Source organism: Actinomadura macrotermitis (genome assembly GCF_009604375.1).
GTDB lineage: Bacteria > Actinomycetota > Actinomycetes > Streptosporangiales > Streptosporangiaceae > Spirillospora > Spirillospora macrotermitis.
The window spans coordinates 1,215,395-1,234,279 of record NZ_WEGH01000002.1; the positions used below are offsets into that span (position 1 = coordinate 1,215,395).

General features: G+C 73.2%; 22 protein-coding genes. 15 read left to right on the plus strand and 7 right to left on the minus strand.

Annotation, left to right across the window (positions count from 1 at the left end; translation table 11 throughout):
* Positions 1-54: 54 nt before the first annotated feature.
* Positions 55-1,089 carry a slipin family protein gene (locus ACRB68_RS17555; RefSeq protein ID WP_153533501.1) on the plus strand — a complete coding sequence of 345 codons (1,035 nt, stop codon included), beginning with the start codon at positions 55-57 and terminating at the stop codon, positions 1,087-1,089.
* 3 nt (positions 1,090-1,092) lie between these two features.
* Here ACRB68_RS17555 and ACRB68_RS17560 read toward each other — a convergent pair whose 3' ends face one another.
* Positions 1,093-2,034, minus strand: coding sequence for an NADP-dependent oxidoreductase (locus ACRB68_RS17560; protein WP_153533503.1), 942 nt, complete (start codon positions 2,032-2,034; stop codon positions 1,093-1,095).
* A gap of 116 nt (positions 2,035-2,150) precedes the next feature.
* On the opposite strand from ACRB68_RS17560, the gene ACRB68_RS17565 reads away from it, so the two are divergent.
* From ACRB68_RS17565 to ACRB68_RS17585, 5 genes are all read left to right on the plus strand, one after another.
* Positions 2,151-2,552 (plus strand): winged helix-turn-helix transcriptional regulator, encoded by a 402-nt coding sequence (locus ACRB68_RS17565; protein ID WP_153533505.1) that lies wholly within the window; start codon positions 2,151-2,153, stop codon positions 2,550-2,552.
* 41 nt (positions 2,553-2,593) lie between these two features.
* Positions 2,594-2,752, plus strand: coding sequence for a DUF4177 domain-containing protein (locus ACRB68_RS17570; RefSeq protein ID WP_153533507.1), 159 nt, complete (start codon positions 2,594-2,596; stop codon positions 2,750-2,752).
* A complete protein-coding gene (locus ACRB68_RS17575) occupies positions 2,749-3,207 on the plus strand; it encodes a RidA family protein (RefSeq protein WP_328594340.1) in 459 nt (152 codons plus the stop codon). Before ACRB68_RS17570 ends, ACRB68_RS17575 begins: the two co-directional genes overlap by 4 nt.
* A gap of 102 nt (positions 3,208-3,309) precedes the next feature.
* The gene (locus ACRB68_RS17580; RefSeq protein ID WP_153533511.1) at positions 3,310-4,158 is read left to right on the plus strand and encodes an NUDIX hydrolase; all 849 of its coding nucleotides are present in this window, start codon (positions 3,310-3,312) and stop codon (positions 4,156-4,158) included.
* Between the two features lie 3 nt (positions 4,159-4,161).
* Entirely contained in the window at positions 4,162-5,076 is a 915-nt protein-coding gene (locus tag ACRB68_RS17585) for an MBL fold metallo-hydrolase (RefSeq protein ID WP_153533513.1), read from the plus strand.
* Between the two features lie 13 nt (positions 5,077-5,089).
* Here ACRB68_RS17585 and ACRB68_RS17590 read toward each other — a convergent pair whose 3' ends face one another.
* Positions 5,090-5,776: a Crp/Fnr family transcriptional regulator gene (locus ACRB68_RS17590; RefSeq protein WP_308287004.1), complete on the minus strand. Its 687-nt coding sequence runs from the start codon at positions 5,774-5,776 to the stop codon at positions 5,090-5,092.
* Between the two features lie 547 nt (positions 5,777-6,323).
* On the opposite strand from ACRB68_RS17590, the gene ACRB68_RS17595 reads away from it, so the two are divergent.
* The 3 genes from ACRB68_RS17595 (at position 6,324) to ACRB68_RS17605 (ending at position 9,034) form a co-directional block, all read left to right on the plus strand.
* Positions 6,324-7,040: a 2OG-Fe(II) oxygenase gene (locus ACRB68_RS17595; protein ID WP_328594342.1), complete on the plus strand. Its 717-nt coding sequence runs from the start codon at positions 6,324-6,326 to the stop codon at positions 7,038-7,040.
* Between the two features lie 191 nt (positions 7,041-7,231).
* A complete protein-coding gene (locus ACRB68_RS17600) occupies positions 7,232-8,128 on the plus strand; it encodes a 1,4-dihydroxy-2-naphthoyl-CoA synthase (RefSeq protein WP_153533514.1) in 897 nt (298 codons plus the stop codon).
* Between the two features lie 87 nt (positions 8,129-8,215).
* A complete protein-coding gene (locus ACRB68_RS17605) occupies positions 8,216-9,034 on the plus strand; it encodes a helix-turn-helix transcriptional regulator (RefSeq protein ID WP_153533516.1) in 819 nt (272 codons plus the stop codon).
* Here the strand turns inward: ACRB68_RS17605 and ACRB68_RS17610 are convergent.
* Complete coding sequence (locus ACRB68_RS17610) at positions 9,031-9,819, minus strand: alpha/beta fold hydrolase (protein WP_328594343.1); 789 nt, start codon at positions 9,817-9,819, stop codon at positions 9,031-9,033. The two genes, ACRB68_RS17605 and ACRB68_RS17610, sit on opposite strands and share 4 nt — an antisense overlap.
* A 318-nt stretch (positions 9,820-10,137) precedes the next feature.
* Here ACRB68_RS17610 and ACRB68_RS17615 point away from each other — a divergent pair, with 318 nt between their 5' ends.
* The 3 genes from ACRB68_RS17615 to ACRB68_RS17625 all read left to right on the plus strand — a co-directional run bounded on the left by ACRB68_RS17615 (position 10,138) and on the right by ACRB68_RS17625 (position 13,034).
* Positions 10,138-10,986: an SAM-dependent methyltransferase gene (locus ACRB68_RS17615; protein ID WP_268890378.1), complete on the plus strand. Its 849-nt coding sequence runs from the start codon at positions 10,138-10,140 to the stop codon at positions 10,984-10,986.
* Positions 10,987-11,112: 126 nt separating this feature from the next.
* A complete protein-coding gene (locus ACRB68_RS17620) occupies positions 11,113-11,517 on the plus strand; it encodes a hypothetical protein (protein ID WP_153533522.1) in 405 nt (134 codons plus the stop codon).
* Positions 11,514-13,034: a multicopper oxidase family protein gene (locus ACRB68_RS17625; protein WP_153533524.1), complete on the plus strand. Its 1,521-nt coding sequence runs from the start codon at positions 11,514-11,516 to the stop codon at positions 13,032-13,034. The genes ACRB68_RS17620 and ACRB68_RS17625 overlap by 4 nt, the downstream gene beginning before the upstream one ends.
* 44 nt (positions 13,035-13,078) lie before the next feature.
* Here the strand turns inward: ACRB68_RS17625 and sigJ are convergent, their stop codons facing one another.
* Positions 13,079-13,948 carry an RNA polymerase sigma factor SigJ gene (gene sigJ / locus ACRB68_RS17630; protein WP_328594345.1) on the minus strand — a complete coding sequence of 290 codons (870 nt, stop codon included), beginning with the start codon at positions 13,946-13,948 and terminating at the stop codon, positions 13,079-13,081.
* Between the two features lie 325 nt (positions 13,949-14,273).
* On the opposite strand from sigJ, the gene nth reads away from it, so the two are divergent.
* From nth to ACRB68_RS17645, 3 genes are all read left to right on the plus strand, one after another.
* A complete protein-coding gene (gene nth / locus ACRB68_RS17635) occupies positions 14,274-15,014 on the plus strand; it encodes an endonuclease III (protein WP_153533526.1) in 741 nt (246 codons plus the stop codon).
* 39 nt (positions 15,015-15,053) lie between these two features.
* Complete coding sequence (locus ACRB68_RS17640; protein ID WP_407924291.1) at positions 15,054-15,716, plus strand: NUDIX hydrolase; 663 nt, start codon at positions 15,054-15,056, stop codon at positions 15,714-15,716.
* Positions 15,717-15,797: 81 nt separating this feature from the next.
* Positions 15,798-16,994, plus strand: coding sequence for a MarP family serine protease (locus tag ACRB68_RS17645; RefSeq protein ID WP_328594346.1), 1,197 nt, complete (start codon positions 15,798-15,800; stop codon positions 16,992-16,994).
* A gap of 66 nt (positions 16,995-17,060) precedes the next feature.
* Here the strand turns inward: ACRB68_RS17645 and ACRB68_RS17650 are convergent, their stop codons facing one another.
* The 3 genes from ACRB68_RS17650 to ACRB68_RS17660 are packed head-to-tail and all read right to left on the minus strand — an operon-like array spanning position 17,061 to position 18,878.
* Positions 17,061-17,522 (minus strand): DUF309 domain-containing protein, encoded by a 462-nt coding sequence (locus tag ACRB68_RS17650; RefSeq protein WP_328594348.1) that lies wholly within the window; start codon positions 17,520-17,522, stop codon positions 17,061-17,063.
* Entirely contained in the window at positions 17,519-18,442 is a 924-nt protein-coding gene (locus ACRB68_RS17655) for an alpha/beta fold hydrolase (protein WP_328594349.1), read from the minus strand. The genes ACRB68_RS17650 and ACRB68_RS17655 overlap by 4 nt, the downstream gene beginning before the upstream one ends.
* A gap of 4 nt (positions 18,443-18,446) precedes the next feature.
* Positions 18,447-18,878, minus strand: a complete 432-nt coding sequence (locus tag ACRB68_RS17660) for a phage holin family protein (RefSeq protein WP_153533528.1) — start codon at positions 18,876-18,878, stop codon at positions 18,447-18,449.
* Positions 18,879-18,885: the final 7 nt, after the last annotated feature.

Below are 18,885 nucleotides of genomic sequence, written 5' to 3' on the forward strand. Positions count from 1 at the left end.
GAACGTCCGATCTACCAGGGGGAATCCGGACCTACTCGGTGAGAGGTGTCCGCCATGGAAGCTTTGGCCCTCGTTCTCGTCCTCGGGGCGCTGCTCGTGCTGGTGATCGGGCTGGCCTCGGCCGTCCGGGTCGTGCAGCAGTTCGAGCACGGCATCGTGTTCCGCTTCGGCCAGGTGCAGCGGGGCGGGCAGTTGCGGCCCGGCGCGGTCCGCCGGCCCGGCCTGACGCTGATCATCCCGGTCGTGGAGCGGATGCAGAAGGTCAACCAGCAGACCGTCACCATGGGCGTGCCGGCCCAGGACGGCATCACCCAGGACAACGTCAGCGTCCGGGTGGACGCGGTCGTGTACTTCCGCGTCGTGGACCCGGTGAAGGCGATCGTGAACGTGCAGAACTACGGCTACGCGATCTCGCAGGTCGCGCAGACGTCGCTGCGGTCGGCCATCGGCCAGGCCGACATGCAGGAGCTGCTCGGCGAGCGCGAGAAGATCAACACCCGGCTGCGCGGCATCATCGACGAGATCACCCAGGACCCGTGGGGCATCCTGATCGAGCGGGTGGAGATCAAGGACGTGTCGCTGCCCGAGGGGATGAAGCGCTCGATGGCCCGCCAGGCCGAGGCCGAGCGGGAGCGGCGGGCCCGCATCATCACCGCCGACGGCGAGTTCCAGGCGTCCAAGCGCCTCGCCGCCGCCGCGGAGATCATGTCGCAGGACCCGGCGGCGCTCCAGCTGCGGCTGCTGCAGACGGTGGTGGAGGTGTCGGCGGAGAAGAACAGCACGCTGGTCATGCCGCTGCCGGTGGAGATCCTGCGGTTCTTCGACCGCGCGGCGGGCGGCGGGGCGCCGGCGGCCGAGCCGGGCGCCGAGGCCAAGCCCGGCCTCAGCGAGCGGCTCGCCAAGGCCGAGGAGGAGCTGGCCAAGGCCGCCGAGTCGGCGCCGCCGCTGGAGTCGGTCGAGGACGTCCCGCCGGTCATCGGGCTGGACGAGCCGAAGCCGCACCACCGCCTGGGCGACGCGGCCCGGCACCCCGAGGTGGAGGCCGGCCGCGAGACCCCGGCCGAGAAGGAGCCGCCCGCCGGGCCGTAGCGGTCAGGGGACCAGGACCAGCCGGCCGCGCAGGCCACCCTCGGCGAAGCGGGCGTGCGCCTTGGCGGCCTCCGCCAGCGGCAGTGTCCCGGCGACCCGGGGCGTGAGGCGGCCCGCCTCGGCCAGCCGGGACAGCTCGGCGAGCTGCGCGGCGTCGGCGCGGATCCACACGTTGGCGACCCGGACGCCGCGCAGGCCCACCGGCGCCGCCCCGGCGTTGACGGCGACGAACGCGCCGCCGCTGCGGACCGCGTCCAGCGCCGCCGCCCCGAGCATCGCGGCGTCCAGCGCGCCGTCCACCCCGCCGGGGACCTGGGCGCGGACGGTGTCGCCCACGTGCGCGCCGCGCGGGACGAAGAACTCCGCGCCGAAGCCGCGCACCAGGTCCTCGTCCGCGGCGGCGGCCACGGCGACCACGCGCAGCCCCCGCGCCGCGGCCAGTTCGACCGCGTAGCCGCCGACGGCGCCCGCCGCGCCGGTGACCAGGAGCGTCCCGCCGGCCGGCACGTCCAGCAGGTCCAGGGCCTGGTAGGCGGTCAGGCCGTTCAGCGGCAGGGTGGCGGCCGACGCGGCGTCCACACTGCGGGGCGCGGGCGCGACGGCGGACACGTCCAGCACGATGGCGTCGGCGTACGCGCCGGTCGGCACGTCGAGCCGGTCCCGCAGGCCGATCACCTCGTCGCCCTCGGCGAAGCCGCCCACCCCGGCGCCGACCGCGTCCACCGTGCCCGCGACGTCCCAGCCGATGCCGACCGCGGGCCGCGACCCGGCGTGGAGCAGCCCGGACGCGGTCAGCGTGCCGAGCCGGGTGTAGACGTCCACCGGGTTCACCGCCGCGGCGGCCACCCGGATCCGCACCTGGCCCGGCCCCGGCACGGGCTCGGCGACCTCGGCCGCCTCCAGCGCCTCCGGCCCGCCGAAATTCCGCACCACGATCGCACGCATCACTGAACTCCCTGATCAAGCGGGGTCTGTCCGACGCGCACCAGCCTCGCCGGAACACCGCGCGGGCGGAAGAAGTTACCTGGAGGTGCGTTCGGTACCCGGAGGTGAGCCCGCACATGACGACGATGAGCGCCGCCCAGCGGCGCGCGGCCGCGAAGGCCGACTTCGACGACTACATGGAGGACTGCGCGACCCGGCAGGTCCTGCTCTCCCTCGGCGGCAAGTGGGCCTCGCTGCTGATGTTCACCCTCGCCGAGGGCCCCCGGCGCTACAACGACCTGGCGCGCGCGCTGCCGGGCGTCAGCGCCAAGGTCCTCACCCAGGCGCTGCGGTCCCTGGAGCGCGACGGGTTCGTGTCGCGCGAGGTGACCTACACGGTGCCCGTCCAGGTCGAGTACACCCTCACCGAGCTGGGGCGGCGCGCGATCCCGCTGCTGGCCGCCGTCCGGGACTGGGCCGAGGAGAACATCGGCGACGTGCACGCCGCACGCGCCGCGTTCGCCGGTCCCGGCCGGTGACGCTCTCGCGCGATCACCCGGGGTCGCTAGGCTCTGTCGTCATGAAGCGCTTCGAATACGCCACCGTCCCGCTGCTCGTCCACGCGACCAAGCAGATCCTGGACAACTGGGGCCAGGACGGCTGGGAGCTGGTCACCGTGCTGCCCGGCCCGAACCCCGAGAACCTGGTCGCCTACTTCAAGCGCGAGCTGGACAAGTGAGCACCCCCGAGGAGCGGCTGGCCGAGCTCGGCCTGGAGCTGCCGGAGGTCGTCAAGCCGCTGGCGTCGTACGTGCCGACCGCGGTCAGCGGCTCGCTGATCTACACCGCCGGGCAGCTGCCGATCGTGGCCGGCGAGCTGCAGGCCACCGGGAAGGTCGGCGCCGAGGTGAGCCCCGAGCAGGCGCAGGCGCTGGCGCGGATCTGCGCGCTGAACGCCATCGCGGCGGTGCGCGCGGAGGCCGGGTCCCTGGAGCGGGTGCGGATCGTCAAGGTGACCGGGTTCGTGGCGAGCACGCCGGACTTCTACGGCCAGCCGCAGGTCGTCAACGGGGCCAGCGACCTGCTCGGCGAGGTGTTCGGCGACGCGGGCGTGCACGCGCGCAGCGCGGTCGGCGTCGCGGTGCTGCCGCGCAACGCCCCCGTCGAGGTGGAGCTGATCGCCGAGGTGTCGTGAGGCGCGGGCCCGCCGCCTGCGGAGGCGGGCCTCGACTCTTGACGGAACGACGTTCGGTGTGTCCGAATTAGCCGCCATGAGGCACACGAGTGGGGGCGCTTGATGGTGAACGGGCTGAGGCTGCCGGCGGAGTTCCGGGCGCGGATCGAGGACCTGCGCGCCGGCCGTGCCGTGCCGGTCGCGCCCCGGCACGCGGCGACCGTCGTGGTGCTGCGCGACCACCCCGGGCTGGGCGTCCAGGCGTTCATGCTGCGCCGGGTGTCGTCGATGGCGTTCGCACCCGGCGCCTACGTGTTCCCCGGCGGGTCGGTCGACCCGCGCGACGGCGAGGCGCAGCCGGCCTGGTCGGGGCCGGGCCCGGCCGAGTGGGGCAAGGCGTTCGGCGCGGACGACAAGCTCGCCCGCGAGCTGGTCTGCGCCGCCGTCCGGGAGACGTTCGAGGAGACGCTGGTCCTGCTGGCCGGGCCGACCGGCGAGTCGGTCGTGGACGACACCCGCGGCGACGACTGGGAGGCCGACCGGCAGGCCCTGCTGGACCGGTCGCTGTCGTTCGCCGGCTTCCTGGAGCGGCGCGGGCTGGTGCTCCGCTCGGACCTGCTGCGCCCCTGGACGCACTGGATCACCCCGGCGGTCGAGCCGAAGCGCTACGACACCCGCTTCTTCGTCGCCGCCATGCCCGCCGGGCAGCGCGCGCGCGACGTGAGCACCGAGGCCGACCGGGTGGCGTGGGTGCGGCCGGCCGAGGCGGTCGAGAGGGCGCACAAGGGCGAGTGGCCCATGCTGCCGCCGACCATCGCGACCCTCGCCGAGCTGGCCGCGTTCGACACCGTCGCGGACGTGCTCGCCGCGCCCCGCGAGATCGTCGTGCACGAGCCCACGGCCGAGATCATCGACGGGGAGGCGTACCTGGTGCTGCCCGAGGACGCCGCCCACCACTATCCGCAGGGGTAGGGGATGTCAGGCCGCCGGGTCCCCCTGGGCGAGGCGCTCGCGCGCCGGCTGGCGGGCACCTCGGCGCTGCGCCATCTGGACCGGTTCGGCTGGAACCCGCTCCGGCATCCCGATCTCCGCTCGGGCAGGATGGGGCGCATGAGCGAGATCGACGGGATGGGCACGGAACGGGCGACCTGCGTGCTGGCGCCGAATCCGTCCATGATGACCCTGGACGGCACCAACACCTGGATCATCGGCGAGCCCGGCGCGGACGAGGTCGCCGTCGTCGACCCCGGCCCGGACGACCGCGTGCACCTGGCCCGGATCCTGGAGAAGGTGGGGGACCGCCGCGTCGGCGTCGTCCTGCTGACCCACCGCCACCCCGACCACGCGGCGGGCGCGGCGCGGTTCGCCGGGATGGCGGGCGCGGGCGTCGGGGTGCGGGCGCTGGACCCGCGGTACCGGCTGGGCGACGAGGGCCTGGCCGAGGGCGATGTGATCACCACCGGCGGGCTGGAGCTGCGGGTGCTGGAGATCCCCGGCCACACCGACGACTCGGTGGCGTTCTGGCTGCCCGCCGACCGCGCGGTCTTCACCGGGGACACCGTCCTCGGCTACGGCACGACCGTGCTGGAGGGCAGGCTCGGCGACTACCTGTCGACGCTGGAGCGGCTGCGGGAGCTCGCCGGGGAGCAGGACGTGGCGACGCTGCTGCCCGGCCACGGCCCCAGGATCGACGACCCGGCGGGGGCGCTCGACGGCTACCTGGCCCACCGCCGCGAGCGCCTGGCCCAGGTCGAGGAGGCCGTCCGCGCGGGGGCCCGGACGGCGCGCGAGGTCGTCGAGATCGTGTATGCCGACGTCGACCGCAAGCTGTGGCCCGCGGCCGAGTGGTCGGTCCAGTCGCAGCTGGACTACCTGGACGAGCGCGGCTGAGCCGCGCCCGTCCTCACTTGGAGCGCTTGCGCAGCCGGTCGATGTCCAGGATCACCACGGCGCGCGCCTCGATCCGCAGCCAGTTGCGCTGCGCGAAGTCGGCGAGGGCCTTGTTGACGGTCTCCCGGGAGGCGCCGACCAGCTGGGCCAGCTCCTCCTGGGTGAGGTCGTGGTGCACGTGCAGCCCGGCCTCGCCCGGCTGGCCGAAGCGCTCGGCCAGGTCCAGCAGCGCCTTGGCGACGCGGCCGGGGACGTCGGTGAAGACCAGGTCGGCCATCACGTCGTTGGTCTTGCGCAGCCGCTGGGCCAGGGCGCGCAGCAGCTGGACGGCGACCTCGGGGTGGCCGGTCAGCCACGGCCGCAGGTCGTCGTGCCCGAGGCCGGCCAGCCGGCACTCGGTCACCGCGATCGCGCTGGCGGTGCGGGGCCGCGGGTCGAACAGCGACAGCTCGCCGAACATCTCGCTCGGGCCGAGCACGCTCAGCAGGTTCTCCCGGCCGTCCGGCGCGGTGCGGGTCAGCTTGATCTTGCCTTCGAGGACGACGTACAGGCGGTCGCCGGTCTCGCCCTCGTTGAAGAGGGTCTGACCGCGGGCGAGACGCACCTCGGTCACGTTGGCGCGCAGCGCCTTGGCCCCCTGCTCGTCCAGGGCCTCGAACAGCGGGGCTCTGCTCAGAACGTCCACGTCGCGGTCGGTCACGCTTCTCCTCCTCCAACACCTACATACATAGTGTGACGTACGTCCCACCGCGCAGGTGAGGGCGGGGGCACGGCGCGCCGGAAATGAGGGCGAAAGTTCACTTTCGCCCTCATGCCTCGCGACCAGGTTCCCATCCCAGGCGAGCTGTGTCCGGCGGAAGCTCCGCAGGGCCCGCCCGGATCACCGGTCGCCACGTTCCTGCCTCGGCAGTCTACGGACAAAGGGGAAGGTGCTGCCAAGGTGACCCCTGGTCCCGGCCCGATCGTCCCGGTCCGTGAGACGGTCGTCCCATATGCGCGGTACATACCTTCCGGTACGCGCAATCCGCCCGCTCGCGGGCGCCGCCGAACGTTCACCTCGGGCGGGACCGGTATGTCCGGGCGACTCCCGCGACGACGACCCGTCCCGCGGGAGGCGGTCGTCGCCCTCGCCGGCCGCCGCAACGGCCCTGGGCGAACGTGACGTCCGAAATCCGCCAGAGCGGGATTTCGGCCGGTCCTAGCGTGGATCGCGGACGTCATCTTCCCGATCCCCGCAGGAGGCGAACGTGTCCACCCGGCTGGACGGAACACCGGCCCAGCGCGTCGACTGGCCCGCCCTGGCCGCCGAGATCGACGACGTCGGCTGCGCCCTGACCCCCGAGCTCCTCACCCCGGCCGAATGCCGCGAGATCGCCGGCATGTACGACGAGGCCGCCCGGTTCCGCGCCACCATCGACATGGCCCGCTACCGGTTCGGATCCGGTCAGTACCGCTACTTCCGCCCGCCGCTCCCCGGGATCGTCGCCGAGTTGCGGGAGGCGTTCTACCCGCGGCTCCTGCCGATCGCGCGGGACTGGGCGGCCCGGCTCGGCAGACCCGCGCCGTGGCCCGACAGCCTGGCCGAGTGGCTGGAGATGTGCCACGCCGCCGGGCAGACCAGGTCCACCCCGATCCTGCTGCGCTACGGCGGCGGCGACTGGAACGCCCTGCACCGCGACCTGTACGGCGACCTGGTGTTCCCGCTGCAGGTCGTCATCGGGCTGGACCGGCCCGGCCGCGACTACACCGGCGGCGAGTTCCTGCTGGTCGAGCAGCGGCCCCGTGCCCAGTCGCGCGGCACGGTCACCGCCCTGGAGCAGGGCCGCGGCCTGGTCTTCACCACCCGGGACCGGCCGGTCCGCTCGGCCCGCGGCTGGTCGGCCGCGCCCGTCCGGCACGGCGTCAGCACCGTCCGCTCCGGCCGCCGCCACACCCTCGGCCTGGTCTTCCACGACGCGGCATGACGCGCGGCCCCCGCTGATCAGCCCCCTGCGCGGAAAACGTGCAGGAATGGCAAGGAAAGGACGGACGCCGGGGCCCTGCCGAGCGCCATTATCACATCGCCGATAATTGCGGCACCGCCCTGCCGGGCCGTGAAACGGGCATGGACCGCCGGTGCGATTGAATGGCCGGGCACCCACACGGAAGGCTGGCCATGGTTTCTGAACTGTTCGACCCCGCGGCATGGAAAGAAGTCGAGGGCTTCGACTTCACCGACATCACCTATCACCGTTCGGTGGAACACGGCACGGTGCGGATCGCGTTCGACCGGCCGGAGGTGCGCAACGCGTTCCGGCCGCACACCGTGGACGAGCTGTACCGGGCGTTCGACCACGCCCGGCTGTGCGGTGACGTCGGCGCGGTCCTGCTGACGGGCAACGGGCCCTCCCCCAAGGACGGCGGGTGGGCGTTCTGCTCGGGCGGCGATCAGCGCATCCGGGGCAAGGACGGGTACAAGTACGCCGAGGGGGAGACCTCGGAGACGATCGACCCGGCGCGGGCGGGGCGGCTGCACATCCTGGAGGTGCAGCGGCTGATCCGGATGATGGGCAAGGTCGTCATCGCGGTGGTGCCCGGATGGGCGGCCGGAGGTGGCCACAGCCTGCATGTGGTGGCGGATCTGACGCTGGCAAGCCGTGAGCATGCACGGTTCAAGCAGACCGACGCGGACGTGGCCAGTTTCGACGGCGGGTTCGGGTCGGCGTATCTGGCGCGGCAGGTGGGGCAGAAGTTCGCGCGGGAGATCTTCTTCCTGGGCGAGACCTACTCGGCCGAGGACGCGCACCGGATGGGCATGGTGAACGCGGTGGTGCCGCACGCCGAGCTGGAGGCCACGGCGCTGGAATGGGCCCGCAAGATCAACGGCAAGAGCCCCACGGCGCAGCGGATGCTCAAGTTCGCCTTCAACCTGATCGACGACGGACTGGTCGGCCAGCAGGTGTTCGCAGGTGAGGCGACCCGGCTGGCCTATGGGACGGCCGAGGCCGCCGAAGGCCGGGACCAGTTCCTGGAGAAGCGCGACCCCGACTGGTCGCCCTATCCCTGGTACTAGCAGTTCCGGGGGAGGGGCGCAAGAGAGAAATGTTCATCGAATGAACCGGACGGTAACAGCCGGGCCCCTCCCCTAAACTGCCCGAACATGGTCACTCTGCCTATGCCTTCGTTCGGCGACTATCTGCGGCATCTGCGATCGAACTCGCCCGCCAGCGCGCTGAAAGGGGGCCGGCTCAGTCGCACCGAGGTGGCCGCGGGCGCCTTTCTGAGCGTCGGTTACGTCATCAAGCTCGAACAGGGAAGCGCGGGCAACCCTTCCCCCGAAGTGGTCGAGCGGCTCGCCGAGGTACTCGGCGTCAAAGCGGTGGAGCGCCAGCACCTCCACGACCTCGCCCTCTACCGCCCGGTCCGGCGGGACGGCGCGGAGTACACGGTGGTGTCGCCGATCACGCCGGTGATGGAGGAGGCCGTCGACAACCTCCACCCGCAGTTATGCGGGTATGTCGACGAGCTGTGGAACGTGCTGTACTGCAACAGCGAGTACGCCCGGGTGTTCCGGCACATCACCGAGGCGGGGAACGTGCTGAGGTGGTTCTTCACCGTCCCCGAGTCCCGCTCGGTCATGATCGAGTGGGAGTCCGAGGCCCGGCTGACCGTGGCCTGGTTCCGCGCGCTGATGGTCCGCCGGCCCGATGACCCCCGGTTCGGCGAGCTGCTGGACGACCTGGCGCGGAGCCCCGACTTCGCCCGGATGTGGCTCGACCGGGAGATCTTCATGGGCCGGCACTCGCCCTACATGCTGATGCGCGACCTGGACCGGGACCAGGACGTGCGGCTGCTCGCCCAGGTCTATGCCTGGCCGGACCCGACCCAGGCCGTTCAGATGTTCCTGGGCATCAGGACGAAGGAGCAGCCCCCGCCGGCCCCCTTCCCCGGTGACGGGGAAGGGGGCGAGGCGGTCTAGGCGATCTCGTCCGCCAGGAAGCGCCGCAGGAGTTCGTTCACTTCCTTGGGGTGGGTGAGCGGCGGCGAGTGCGCGGCCCCCTGGACGGTCTGGACGCCGGTGGCCCCCGGTAGCCCGTCGCGCAGCGCCCGCATGCGCTCCGCGGGGATCGACCTGTCCTCCGAGCCCCGGACCAGGAGCGCGGGGCATCCGATCTCGGGCAGCCGGCCGGTGATGTCGTCCCGGTCGAGCAGGCAGCCCACCGGTGTGCCGAGGGGGAGCTCCGGCGCCGCGCGCCACTTGCGCACCCAGTCCGCGGCGGCCGGATGGTCGCCGATCAGCTGCGCGGCCAGCCCGTCGAGGACCTCCGGCACCGGTCCGTTGGCGGCGAGCACGTCGAACAGCCCCCGGTAGGCGACCTGGTCGCCGGGGTCGCAGGCGTGCGACTCGGTGTCGAACAGGACCAGGCGGCCGATGCGGTCCGGTGCCAGGAGCGCCGCCCGCAGCGAGATGAAACCGCCCTGCGACACGCCGCCGACCGTGGCCTCGCCGATGCCCAGCGCGTCCATCAGGGCGAGCAGGTCGCGGGCGGAGTCCCAATAGGTGAACGGGACGCCGTCGTCCGGGGTGCCCCCGTGGCCCCGCGCGTCCCAGGTGACCACCCGGTGGCCGGGGGCGAGGCCGTCCAGCTGGCCCTGGAACATCGATCCGTCCAGGAAGTAGCCGTGGGCGAGAACAATTACCGGTCCGTCGCCGCCGGAGTCCGAATAACACAGGTCACGGCCGTTGGCATGAAGTATGGCCACAGATTCCTCCAGGTCGTCGTGGCCATCATTATGCGATGAATTTTCCGGCCGATTCAAGCACGGCTCCATTGCTGGAGCCATTTCGCCGCCGCCTGGACGGAGGGCGCGGTTTCTCCCCGGCGGTGGCACCTGCCTGCCGGAAGCCCTGCCGGGCAAGGGATGTAGGGCGATCGGGCGCATTCCGGCGACGGGTGCCCCCGGCAGGGGTACCCCTGTCAGTAGCACTTGCCGCCCCATTCGGGCAAGTGCAGAATGAATTTTCGTCAACGGCTGACCCGAGATGATTCCCTAGTCAAGCCGCCTGGTGGGAGTGAGTCGATGGCCGAGGACCGGACCCGAGTCGCAATCGATATGTCGCGGGCGAGCCCGGCCCGGGTCTATGACCATCTTCTCGGCGGCAAGGACAATTACGAGGCCGACCGCGTGCTGGCCGGGGAGCTCGCCGCCGCCTTCCACGACGTCCAGCGGGCGGCCCGCGCCAACCGGTCGTTCGTGCTGCGGGCCGTCGCGGAGGCGGCCGCCGGCGGCATCACCCAGTTCCTCGACCTCGGGTCCGGGCTGCCCGCCGCGGAGAACGTGCACGAGGTCGCCCGGCGGTGGCACCCGGCGGCCGCGGTCGCCTACGTCGACCACGACCCCGTGGTGGCCAACCACGTCCGCGCCCTGCTGCAGACCGACGAGCGCGTCATCGTGCTCGAAGCCGACCTGCGGCGGCCCGAGCCGATCCTGACCCGTCCCGAGCTGAAGGAGTGCTTCGACTTCGACCGGCCGGTCGCCGTGCTGATGGCGTCCTGCCTGCACTTCGTGCCGGACGAGGACGACCCCGCCGGGATCGTCGCCGGCTTCACCCGGGACCTGGCCCCCGGCAGCCGCCTGGTGGTCTCGCATTGGAGCGGCGGGGTCGACGCCCGTGCGGAGGAGGCGGTCCGCAGCGCCCACCGGCGCTTGGCGACGCTTCCGATCGTCGACCGCGACCCCGCGCGCATCCGGGAGCTGTTCGCCGGGTTCGACCTCCTCGGTCCCGGGCTGGCGGACGTCACGGCCTGGCTGCCCGGGCCCTCGGCCGCCGCTGAGCCCTCGTTCCGGCTGATCGGCGGGATCGGCCGCAAACCCGCGCCCTCCTCCCCGCCCGCCCAGGGATTCCCAGGCCCGGACGGCGCGCCCTAGCCCGGAGGCCGGGCCCGGAACCCGCCTTCGCCCCGTGCGAGGCGGTCATGGCCTGCTCTTCGTCACAGACGCGATGGCTGCGTCGTCAAGGGGGTGCCGTTCCCTAGGACACCCAGGAGTGCATTCATGTCCGTGCAGAGCACCCTCGGCCCCCCACTTCATCCGGCCGTGCGCTTCATGCGGGTCACGGTCGCCGTGCAGGCGGCGGTGATCCTGGCCCAGGCCTTCACGGCCGGGCTGCTGCTGTCATCGGTGCCGGAGGGCCGCACCTTGCACAGCGCGCTCACGGGCGCGGTCCTGCTCGCCGTCGTCGCGAACCTCGTCGCGGCGGCCCTGGTCTGGCGCCGGGGCGGCGGGTCGCCGCGCGTCGTCGCGCAGAGCGTGCCGATGGTGGTGTTCACCGTGCTGCAGGCGGCGCTGGGCGCGACTCACGTGCGCGAACTGCACGTGCCCCTCGGAGTGCTGATGTTCGGCGCCAGCGTCATGCTCGCGATGCGGGTCTGGTCGGCCGGCGACGGGACGGCCCGATGAGGCCCGCCCGGCGCCGGCTGGCCGGCGCGGCGGTCCTCGTGCCGGCGTTCGGCCTCGTGGTCTCGGGGCTGGTGGCGTTCGCCTCCGGCCAGGACGTCGACACGGTGGGCAAGGTCGCGTTCGTCAACAGGATGCAGGCGCCGCCGCTCGCCCCGTCCCACATCGACGGCGAAGGCCGGCGCGTCTTCGACCTCACCGTGCGGAAAGGACGGCGCGAGTTCGTCGCGGGCAGGCCGTCGCCGACCTGGGGCGTCAACGGCGGCTACCTCGGGCCGACGCTGCGCGCCAGGCGCGGCGAGAAGGTCCAGGTCAACGTGACCAACCAGGTGGGCGAGACGACCACCCTGCACTGGCACGGCATGCACGTCCCGGCCGCGATGGACGGCGGCCCGCACCAGATGGTCGAGCCGGGGCGCACCTGGTCGCCGAAGTGGACGGTCGACCAGCCCGCCGCCACCCTCTGGTACCACCCGCACCTGCACGGCCGCACCGCGCAGCACGTCTATCGCGGCGTGTCCGGCATGTTCCTCGTCGACGACGGCGAGACGGCCGGGCTCCCCGCGCGCTACGGCGTGGACGACGTCCCGGTCATCGTGCAGGACCGCCGCTTCCACCACGGCCGGCTCGAGATGTCCGAGGACATGGCCGGCACCACCGGCTTCCTCGGTGACGAGCTCCTGGTGAACGGGGTACGCGGCCCTTACCTGGAGGTGACGACCGAGCGGATCCGGCTCCGGCTGCTCAACGGCTCGAACGCCCGGATCTACAACTTCCGGTTCGCCGACGGCCGCCGGTTCCAGCAGGTCGGCTCGGACGGCGGCCTGCTCCCGGCGCCGTACACGACCGACCGGGTCCAGCTGTCGCCCGGCGAGCGCGCCGAGATCGTGGTGACCGTCAAGCCCGGCGAGCGGGCGGTGCTGCGCAGCGAGAAGCCGGCCACCGGCAGCGGGTTCGTCCAACGCGACGGCGGATCCGACCGGTTCGACGTGCTGCAGCTGCGGGCGGCGCCCACCCTCGCCGCCTCGCCCGCGGTCCCGGCGAAGCTGGCCGACGTGCCCCGCATCCCCGAGAAGGAGGCGGTCCGGACCCGCACGTTCGAGCTCGCCGAGCACCGGATCAACGGCAGGACCATGGACATGGGCCGGATCGACGCCGAGGTGCGCAAGGGCACCACCGAGATCTGGGACGTGCGCAGCGGCGACGGGACCCTGCACAACTTCCACGTCCACGACGTCCAGTTCCAGGTGCTGTCGGTCAACGGCGACCCGCCGCCGCCGGGACTGGCCGGCTGGAAGGACACGGTGCTGCTGACCCCCGGCACGCGGATGCGCCTCATCATGCGCTTCGCCGACCACGCCGACCCGAACGTGCCGTACATGTTCCACTGCCACCTGCTGTACCACGAGGACATGGGAATGATGGGCCAGTTCCTGGTCCTCGAACCGGGGCAGAAGGCCGGCCGCCCACCCGCCCCCGAGGCACAGGAGACGAGCACGCCGCACCACGGCCACGGCTGACGGACGGAACGAGGCCCTCTCTCCTCGCGCGGGGAGAGAGGGGCTCAGCCGAGCAGCGAGGTCAGCTTGTCCGGGTTGCGGACGATGTCGAGCGCGGTGATCCGGCCGCCGTCCACGGTGAACGAGACCACGGTGAGGGTGCCGCTGGGCGCGTCGATCACCAGGCCGGGCGCGCCGTTGACCAGGACGACCCGCAGCACCTCCAGCGGGCGGCCGGTGAAGGCCAGCAGGAGCCGGGCGACCCGGTCGGCGCCCCGCTGGGCCCGCGGCAGCGCGTTGACCTTGCCGCCGCCGTCGGCGCGGCAGACGACCTCGGGATCGAGCAGGGCCAGCAGGCCCGCCAGGTCGCCCTCCTGGCAGGCGCCGGCGAACGCGGCCACGAGCTCGTGCTGCTCGGCGGGCGTCGGCGGGAACCGCGGCCGTCCCTCGGCGACGTTGCGGCGGGCCCGCGAGGCCAGCTGCCGCACGGCCGCCGGGGACCGGCCGACGACGTCGGCGACCTCGGGGAAGGGCATCCCGAACACGTCGTGCAGCAGGAACGCGGTCCGCTCGGCGGGGGACAGGCTCTCCAGGACCAGCAGCAGCGCCATGCTGACCGACTCGTCCAGGGTGACCCGCTCGGCCGGGTCGGGCACGGCGTCCTCCACGAGCGGCTCGGGCAGCCAGGTGCCGACGTAGCGCTCGCGCCGCACCCGGGCGCTGCCGAGCGCGTCCAGCGCGAGCCGGCCGACCGTCCTGGTCAGCCAGCCGCGCATGTTGCGGATCGCGCCGGGGTCCTCCAGGCCGCGCAGCCGGAACCACGCCTCCTGCACGCAGTCCTCGGCCTCGACCACCGACCCCAGCGTCGCGTACGCCACCCGCTCCAGCCGCGGCCGCTCGGCCTCGAAGACCGCGGCCAGCTCCTCCTCGGTCACCGCCGCCCCTCCCGTCGAAGCCGGCCCGTGCCCACGACATCCGCTGCTCTCATGCCTGAGAGACGATCCGGCCCCTCGATGTGTGACATCCGAACCGGCCCACGGTCCTGGCCGCGCTGCCCGGCGCCGGACGCGGGTCCGCCGATGTGGTGCTCGGCAACGCCTTCGGCTCTCGCAAGGCTGACGGAGAACGCCCACCGCGCAACGGGCCAGGCAAAGCCTGCCCTTCCGATCGGCGGGGCGCTGTGGCGGAGCGTGAGGGCCTGCGGCGGCTCGGCGGCGGATGCCGCGGTCCACACCTGCAGAAGGCTTTAACCTGGCGGGTATGGCGACGGTGGAGACCCCGCGGGCGCGGGCTCGTAGGTTTGCGAACGAGACGCGGCTCGGGCTGGTGCGGCGGGCGCGGAAGACGGACCGGATCCTCCAGGAGACCTACCCAGACGCGCACTGCGAGCTGAACTTCCAGAACCCCTTCCAGCTCCTGGTGGCCACCGTGCTGTCGGCGCAGACGACCGACAAGAGCGTCAACCTGGTCACCCCGACGCTGTTCGCGGCCTATCCCGCGCCCGAGGACCTCGCCGCCGCCGACCCCGAGAAGGTCGAGGCGATCTTGAAGCCGACCGGGTTCTACCGCGCCAAGACCAAGTCGGTGATCGGGTTGTCGGCGGCGCTGCGCGACCGGTTCGGCGGTGAGGTCCCCGGCCGGCTCGCCGACCTGGTCACGCTGCCCGGCGTCGGGCGCAAGACCGCCAACGTGGTGCTCGGCAACGCCTTCGGCGTCCCCGGCATCACCGTCGACACCCACTTCGGCCGGCTCGTGCGGCGGTTCGGCTGGACCGAGGAGACCGATCCGGTGAAGGTGGAGTCGGTCGTGGCGGGGCTGTTCCCGCCGAAGGACTGGACGATGCTGTCGCACCGGCTGATCTGGCACGGCCGCCGGATCTGCCACGCGCGGCGCCCCGCGTGCGGGGTGTGCCCGCTCGCCAAGCTGTGCCCGTCCTACGGCGAGGGGCCGATCGACGCCAAGACGGCGCGCAAGCTGGTCCGGGACCGCTCGTTCGCGTGACCGGGAACTAACGGAGAGGGGACGGGGTTGGTTAAAGGCGTGACCGAGACCGCCAGCACCCCGCCCGCATGGCTCGACCGCTTCCGCGCCGAGGCGCCGCGGCTGCCGGTGCCCCCGGCGCTCGTCCCGCCCGACGGCGTCGGCCGCGCCGCCGCCGTGCTGCTGCTGTTCGGCGAGGGCCCGGACGGTCCCGACATCCTGCTCACCGAGCGGGCCGTGACGCTGAACAAGCACGCCGGGCAGCCGGCCTTCCCCGGCGGCCGCATCGACCCCGGCGACGACGGTCCGGTCGGCGCGGCGCTGCGCGAGGCGTGGGAGGAGACCGGCGTCGAGCCGGCCGGCGTGGACGTGCTCTGCACGCTGCCCGAGCTGTACCTGCCGCACAGCGAGCACCGCGTCACGCCCGTCGCCGGCTGGTGGCGCGAACCTTCGGAGATCGCGCCGGGGCATCCCGGGGAGGTCGCCACCGTCGCCCGCGTCCCGATCGGCGAGCTCGCCGACCCCGCCAACCGGCTGACCGTCCGGCACCCGTCGGGGCTGAGGATGGGCCCGGCGTTCCGTGCCGGGTCCATGCTGATCTGGGGTTTCACCGCCGGGCTGCTCACCCAGGTGCTCGCCGCGGGCGGCTGGGAGCGCCCCTGGGACGCCGGACATGTCGAGGACCTCCCGGAAGAGGTGCTGGACCTGGCGGCGCGCGGGTAGTCCCGTACGGCTACGCCGGTGAGCGCAATCTGGTCCGGCGAGGGGACGTGAACAGGGCGTCCCGGGCTATACGGTGAAGCGGTGCTGGGCGACCACCTTCTCGACCTCATCCTCCTCGTGCTCGTCGTGCTGTTCGCCGTCTCGGGTTACCGGCAGGGGTTCATCGTGAGCCTGCTGAGCTTCGGGGGTTTCGTCGGCGGTGGTGTCATCGGGGTGCTCATCGCGCCGCCGATCGCCGAGGCGACGGTGAGCGGCGCCGCGCAGCAGGCGCTGCTGGCGATCGTGGTGGCGTTCCTGGCCGCGACCCTCGGCCAGCTCATCGCGTCCTCGCTCGGCGCGGTGCTGCGCAACCGGGTGACCGGGATGAACGCGCGGTCGGCGGACGCCGCGGGCGGCGCGGTGGTGAGCGCGCTGTCGCTGCTGACCGTCGCCTGGTTCTTCGGGTCGCTGGTGGCGACCTCCGACATCAAGCCGGTGCGCACCCAGGTGCGCTCCTCCTCCATCATCAAGGGCATCAACGGCATGATGCCCATGCAGGCGCAGAACTGGTTCAACTCCTTCCGCGGCTTCGTCCGCAACAGCGAGTTCCCGCAGGTCTTCAACGGCCTCGGCGGCGAGTCGTTCACCGAGGTGCCGCCGCCCAACGACGCGATCTTGAACACCGAGCGGCTGCTCGCGGCCAAGAAGAGCATCGTCAAGATCGTCAGCACCGCGCCGCGCTGCCAGCGCCGCATCGAGGGCACCGGGTTCGTCTTCGCGCCCGAGCGCGTCATGACCAACGCGCACGTGGTGGCGGGCGCGCGCGGCGCGTCCATCGTCGCCTCGCTGAGCGGCGCCCGCGACAAGGGCCGGGTCGTGCTGTACGACCCCAAGCGCGACGTGGCGATCCTGCACGTGCCGGGCCTGAAGGCGCCCGCGCTGAAGTTCGCCGGGCCGGCCCGGGTGCGCGACGACGCGATCATCGCCGGGTTCCCCAAGAACCACCCGTTCACCGCGCTGGCCGCCCGCATCCGCGCCCGGCAGACCGCGCGCGGCCAGGACATCTACCACAGCGGCATGGTCAGCCGGGAGATCTACGCGCTGCGCGGCAAGGTCGAGCCGGGCAACTCCGGCGGCCCGCTGCTGTCCTCCGACGGCCGCGTCTACGGCGTGATCTTCGCGGCGGCGCTGGACGCCGACTCCACCGGCTACGCGCTCACCGCCGAGGAGGTCGCGCCGGACGCGCGCGCGGGCGCCACCTCGACCATGCCGGTCGACACCGGCGACTGCTCGGACTGACCCGCGGCGGCCCTGCGGTCGCTGCTACCGGTTCGCGGCCGGCCGGCTGCCCGGCGGTTGTCCGGACTACCCGGCGGGTGTCAGCCGGACGGTCCCGGCGGGATCCGGCTCGTCGCGCAGCGCGCGCGCTGCGCGGATGACGCCCGCGACGTCGACACCGTAGGGCGGGTCGTCCGCGTACGGCTCCAGCCGCTCGGCCGCGCGGTCCAGCAGAGCGCGCGCGCCGCGCTCGTTGCCGCGCCGCAGATGCGTGATGCCGACGGCGACCTGCGCGAGGCCCCGCCACAGCTCGCGCTCGGGTTCCGGCGCGGCCTTCCAGACCGCCTCCAGTACCTCGTGGGCGTGGAAGGGACGGTCGTCGTCCAGCAGCCGCTGCGCCTCGGCCACGCCTTCGGCGGGCGTCAGGGTCAGCTCGTCGGGCATCGTCGGGACGCCTGGCGCGCCGTGCGGCAGCGGGCGGCCGTAGGCGTCGCGCGGGCGGGCGTTGCGGGCCCGGCCGCTCTCGTCGCGGTCGCGGTCGCGCGTCACAGCTCGGGCTCGGGGTCGGAGAGCCAGCGGGTGAGCTGGGCGTCGAACGCCTGCGGCCGCTCCTGGTGCGGGAAGTGCCCGGCGCCCTCGATGAGCTTCCACCGGTACGGCGCGGACACATAGCGGCCCGAGCCCTGCGCGCTCACCGGCAGCGTGAAGCGGTCCAGCGCGCCGTGCAGCTGGAGGGTCGGCACCCGGATCTGCCCGCGCATGCGCTGCGCGTAGCGGATGCCGTCCGGGCGCGGCCGCGAGCGCAGCAGCCACCGGTGGTACTCCAGCGCGCAGTGCGCCACCCCGGGGACCTGCGCGGCGCGCCGGACGGCCCGCTCGGTCCCCGCGTCCGGCCAGCCCGGCCCGGACCAGGAGTGCAGCAGCCGGCCGACCAGCGACGCGTCGTCGCGGACCAGCCGCCGCTCGGGCCACATCGGCACCTGGAAGCCCAGGGCGTGCCGGGCCGCCCAGCCCTGCCCGAGCGGGTCGCCGCGCAGGGCCTGCCGCAGCCGCAGGGGGTGCGGCGCGGAGACGACGGCGATGCGCTGCACGACCTTCGGGTGGTAGACGGCCATCGTCCACGCCACCAGGCCGCCCCAGTCGTGCCCGACGACGATGGCGTTGGCCTCCCCGAGCGCGCGCACGAGCCCGGCCGCGTCCGCGGCGCCCGTCATGAGGTCGTAGCCGCGGCGCGGCTTGTCGCTGCCGCCGTAGCCGCGCAGGTCGACCGCCACCGCCCGGTAGCCCGCCTCGGCCAGCGAGACGAGCTGGTTGTGCCACGACCACCAGAACTCGGGGAAGCCGTGCAGCAGCAGCACCAGCGGCCCCTCCCCGGCTTCGGCGAGATGGAACCGGGTGCCGCCGGCGCTGACCGTGCGATGCGTCCAGGGCCCGTCGATCTCGACGGCGGACGCGTCGTACCCGGCCACCCGGTCAGTCCGTCAGCGCGGGGGCGTCCGAGTCGCCGCGCTTGCGCAGCATGGTGAAGTCGTCCTTGAGCGTCTTGCGGGTGCGCCTGGCCCCCTCGATCTTGCGGACCCGCCAGTAGCCGATCGCGATCAGCACGGCGGCCAGCACCAGGTAGACGCCCGCCACGATGAGGAACGCCGCCCAGTGCCACACGCCGAGCGCGACCAGGCCGTAGGCGGCCGCGATCGACAGCAGGATGACGATCAGGCCGCCGATCAGCGCGGCGACGCTGAACATCGCGCCGCCGAGCGCGGCCTTCTTGGCGTCGCCCTTCAGCTCCATCTTGGCCAGGTCGATCTCCGCCCTGACCAGCTCGGACACGCTGCTGGACGCCAGCGCGACCAGTTCGCCGAGGGACTTGTCCTCGACGCGGTCGCCCGGTAGTGCCTCGGACATATCGCTT

Excerpts from the sequence above, each read along its gene's own strand:
- ACRB68_RS17580 (WP_153533511.1), top strand. The coding sequence starts at position 3,310 with ATGGTGAACGGGCTGAGGCTGCCGGCGGAGTTCCGGGCGCGGATCGAG.
- ACRB68_RS17625 (WP_153533524.1), top strand. The coding sequence starts at position 11,514 with ATGAGGCCCGCCCGGCGCCGGCTGGCCGGCGCGGCGGTCCTCGTGCCG.
- ACRB68_RS17560 (WP_153533503.1), bottom strand. The coding sequence starts at position 2,034 with ATGCGTGCGATCGTGGTGCGGAATTTCGGCGGGCCGGAGGCGCTGGAG.
- ACRB68_RS17570 (WP_153533507.1), top strand. The coding sequence starts at position 2,594 with ATGAAGCGCTTCGAATACGCCACCGTCCCGCTGCTCGTCCACGCGACC.
- ACRB68_RS17620 (WP_153533522.1), top strand. The coding sequence starts at position 11,113 with ATGTCCGTGCAGAGCACCCTCGGCCCCCCACTTCATCCGGCCGTGCGC.
- ACRB68_RS17600 (WP_153533514.1), top strand. The coding sequence starts at position 7,232 with ATGGTTTCTGAACTGTTCGACCCCGCGGCATGGAAAGAAGTCGAGGGC.
- ACRB68_RS17660 (WP_153533528.1), bottom strand. The coding sequence starts at position 18,878 with ATGTCCGAGGCACTACCGGGCGACCGCGTCGAGGACAAGTCCCTCGGC.
- ACRB68_RS17555 (WP_153533501.1), top strand. The coding sequence starts at position 55 with ATGGAAGCTTTGGCCCTCGTTCTCGTCCTCGGGGCGCTGCTCGTGCTG.
- nth (WP_153533526.1), top strand. The coding sequence starts at position 14,274 with ATGGCGACGGTGGAGACCCCGCGGGCGCGGGCTCGTAGGTTTGCGAAC.
- ACRB68_RS17585 (WP_153533513.1), top strand. The coding sequence starts at position 4,162 with ATGTCAGGCCGCCGGGTCCCCCTGGGCGAGGCGCTCGCGCGCCGGCTG.
- ACRB68_RS17565 (WP_153533505.1), top strand. The coding sequence starts at position 2,151 with ATGACGACGATGAGCGCCGCCCAGCGGCGCGCGGCCGCGAAGGCCGAC.
- ACRB68_RS17615 (WP_268890378.1), top strand. The coding sequence starts at position 10,138 with ATGGCCGAGGACCGGACCCGAGTCGCAATCGATATGTCGCGGGCGAGC.
- ACRB68_RS17605 (WP_153533516.1), top strand. The coding sequence starts at position 8,216 with ATGGTCACTCTGCCTATGCCTTCGTTCGGCGACTATCTGCGGCATCTG.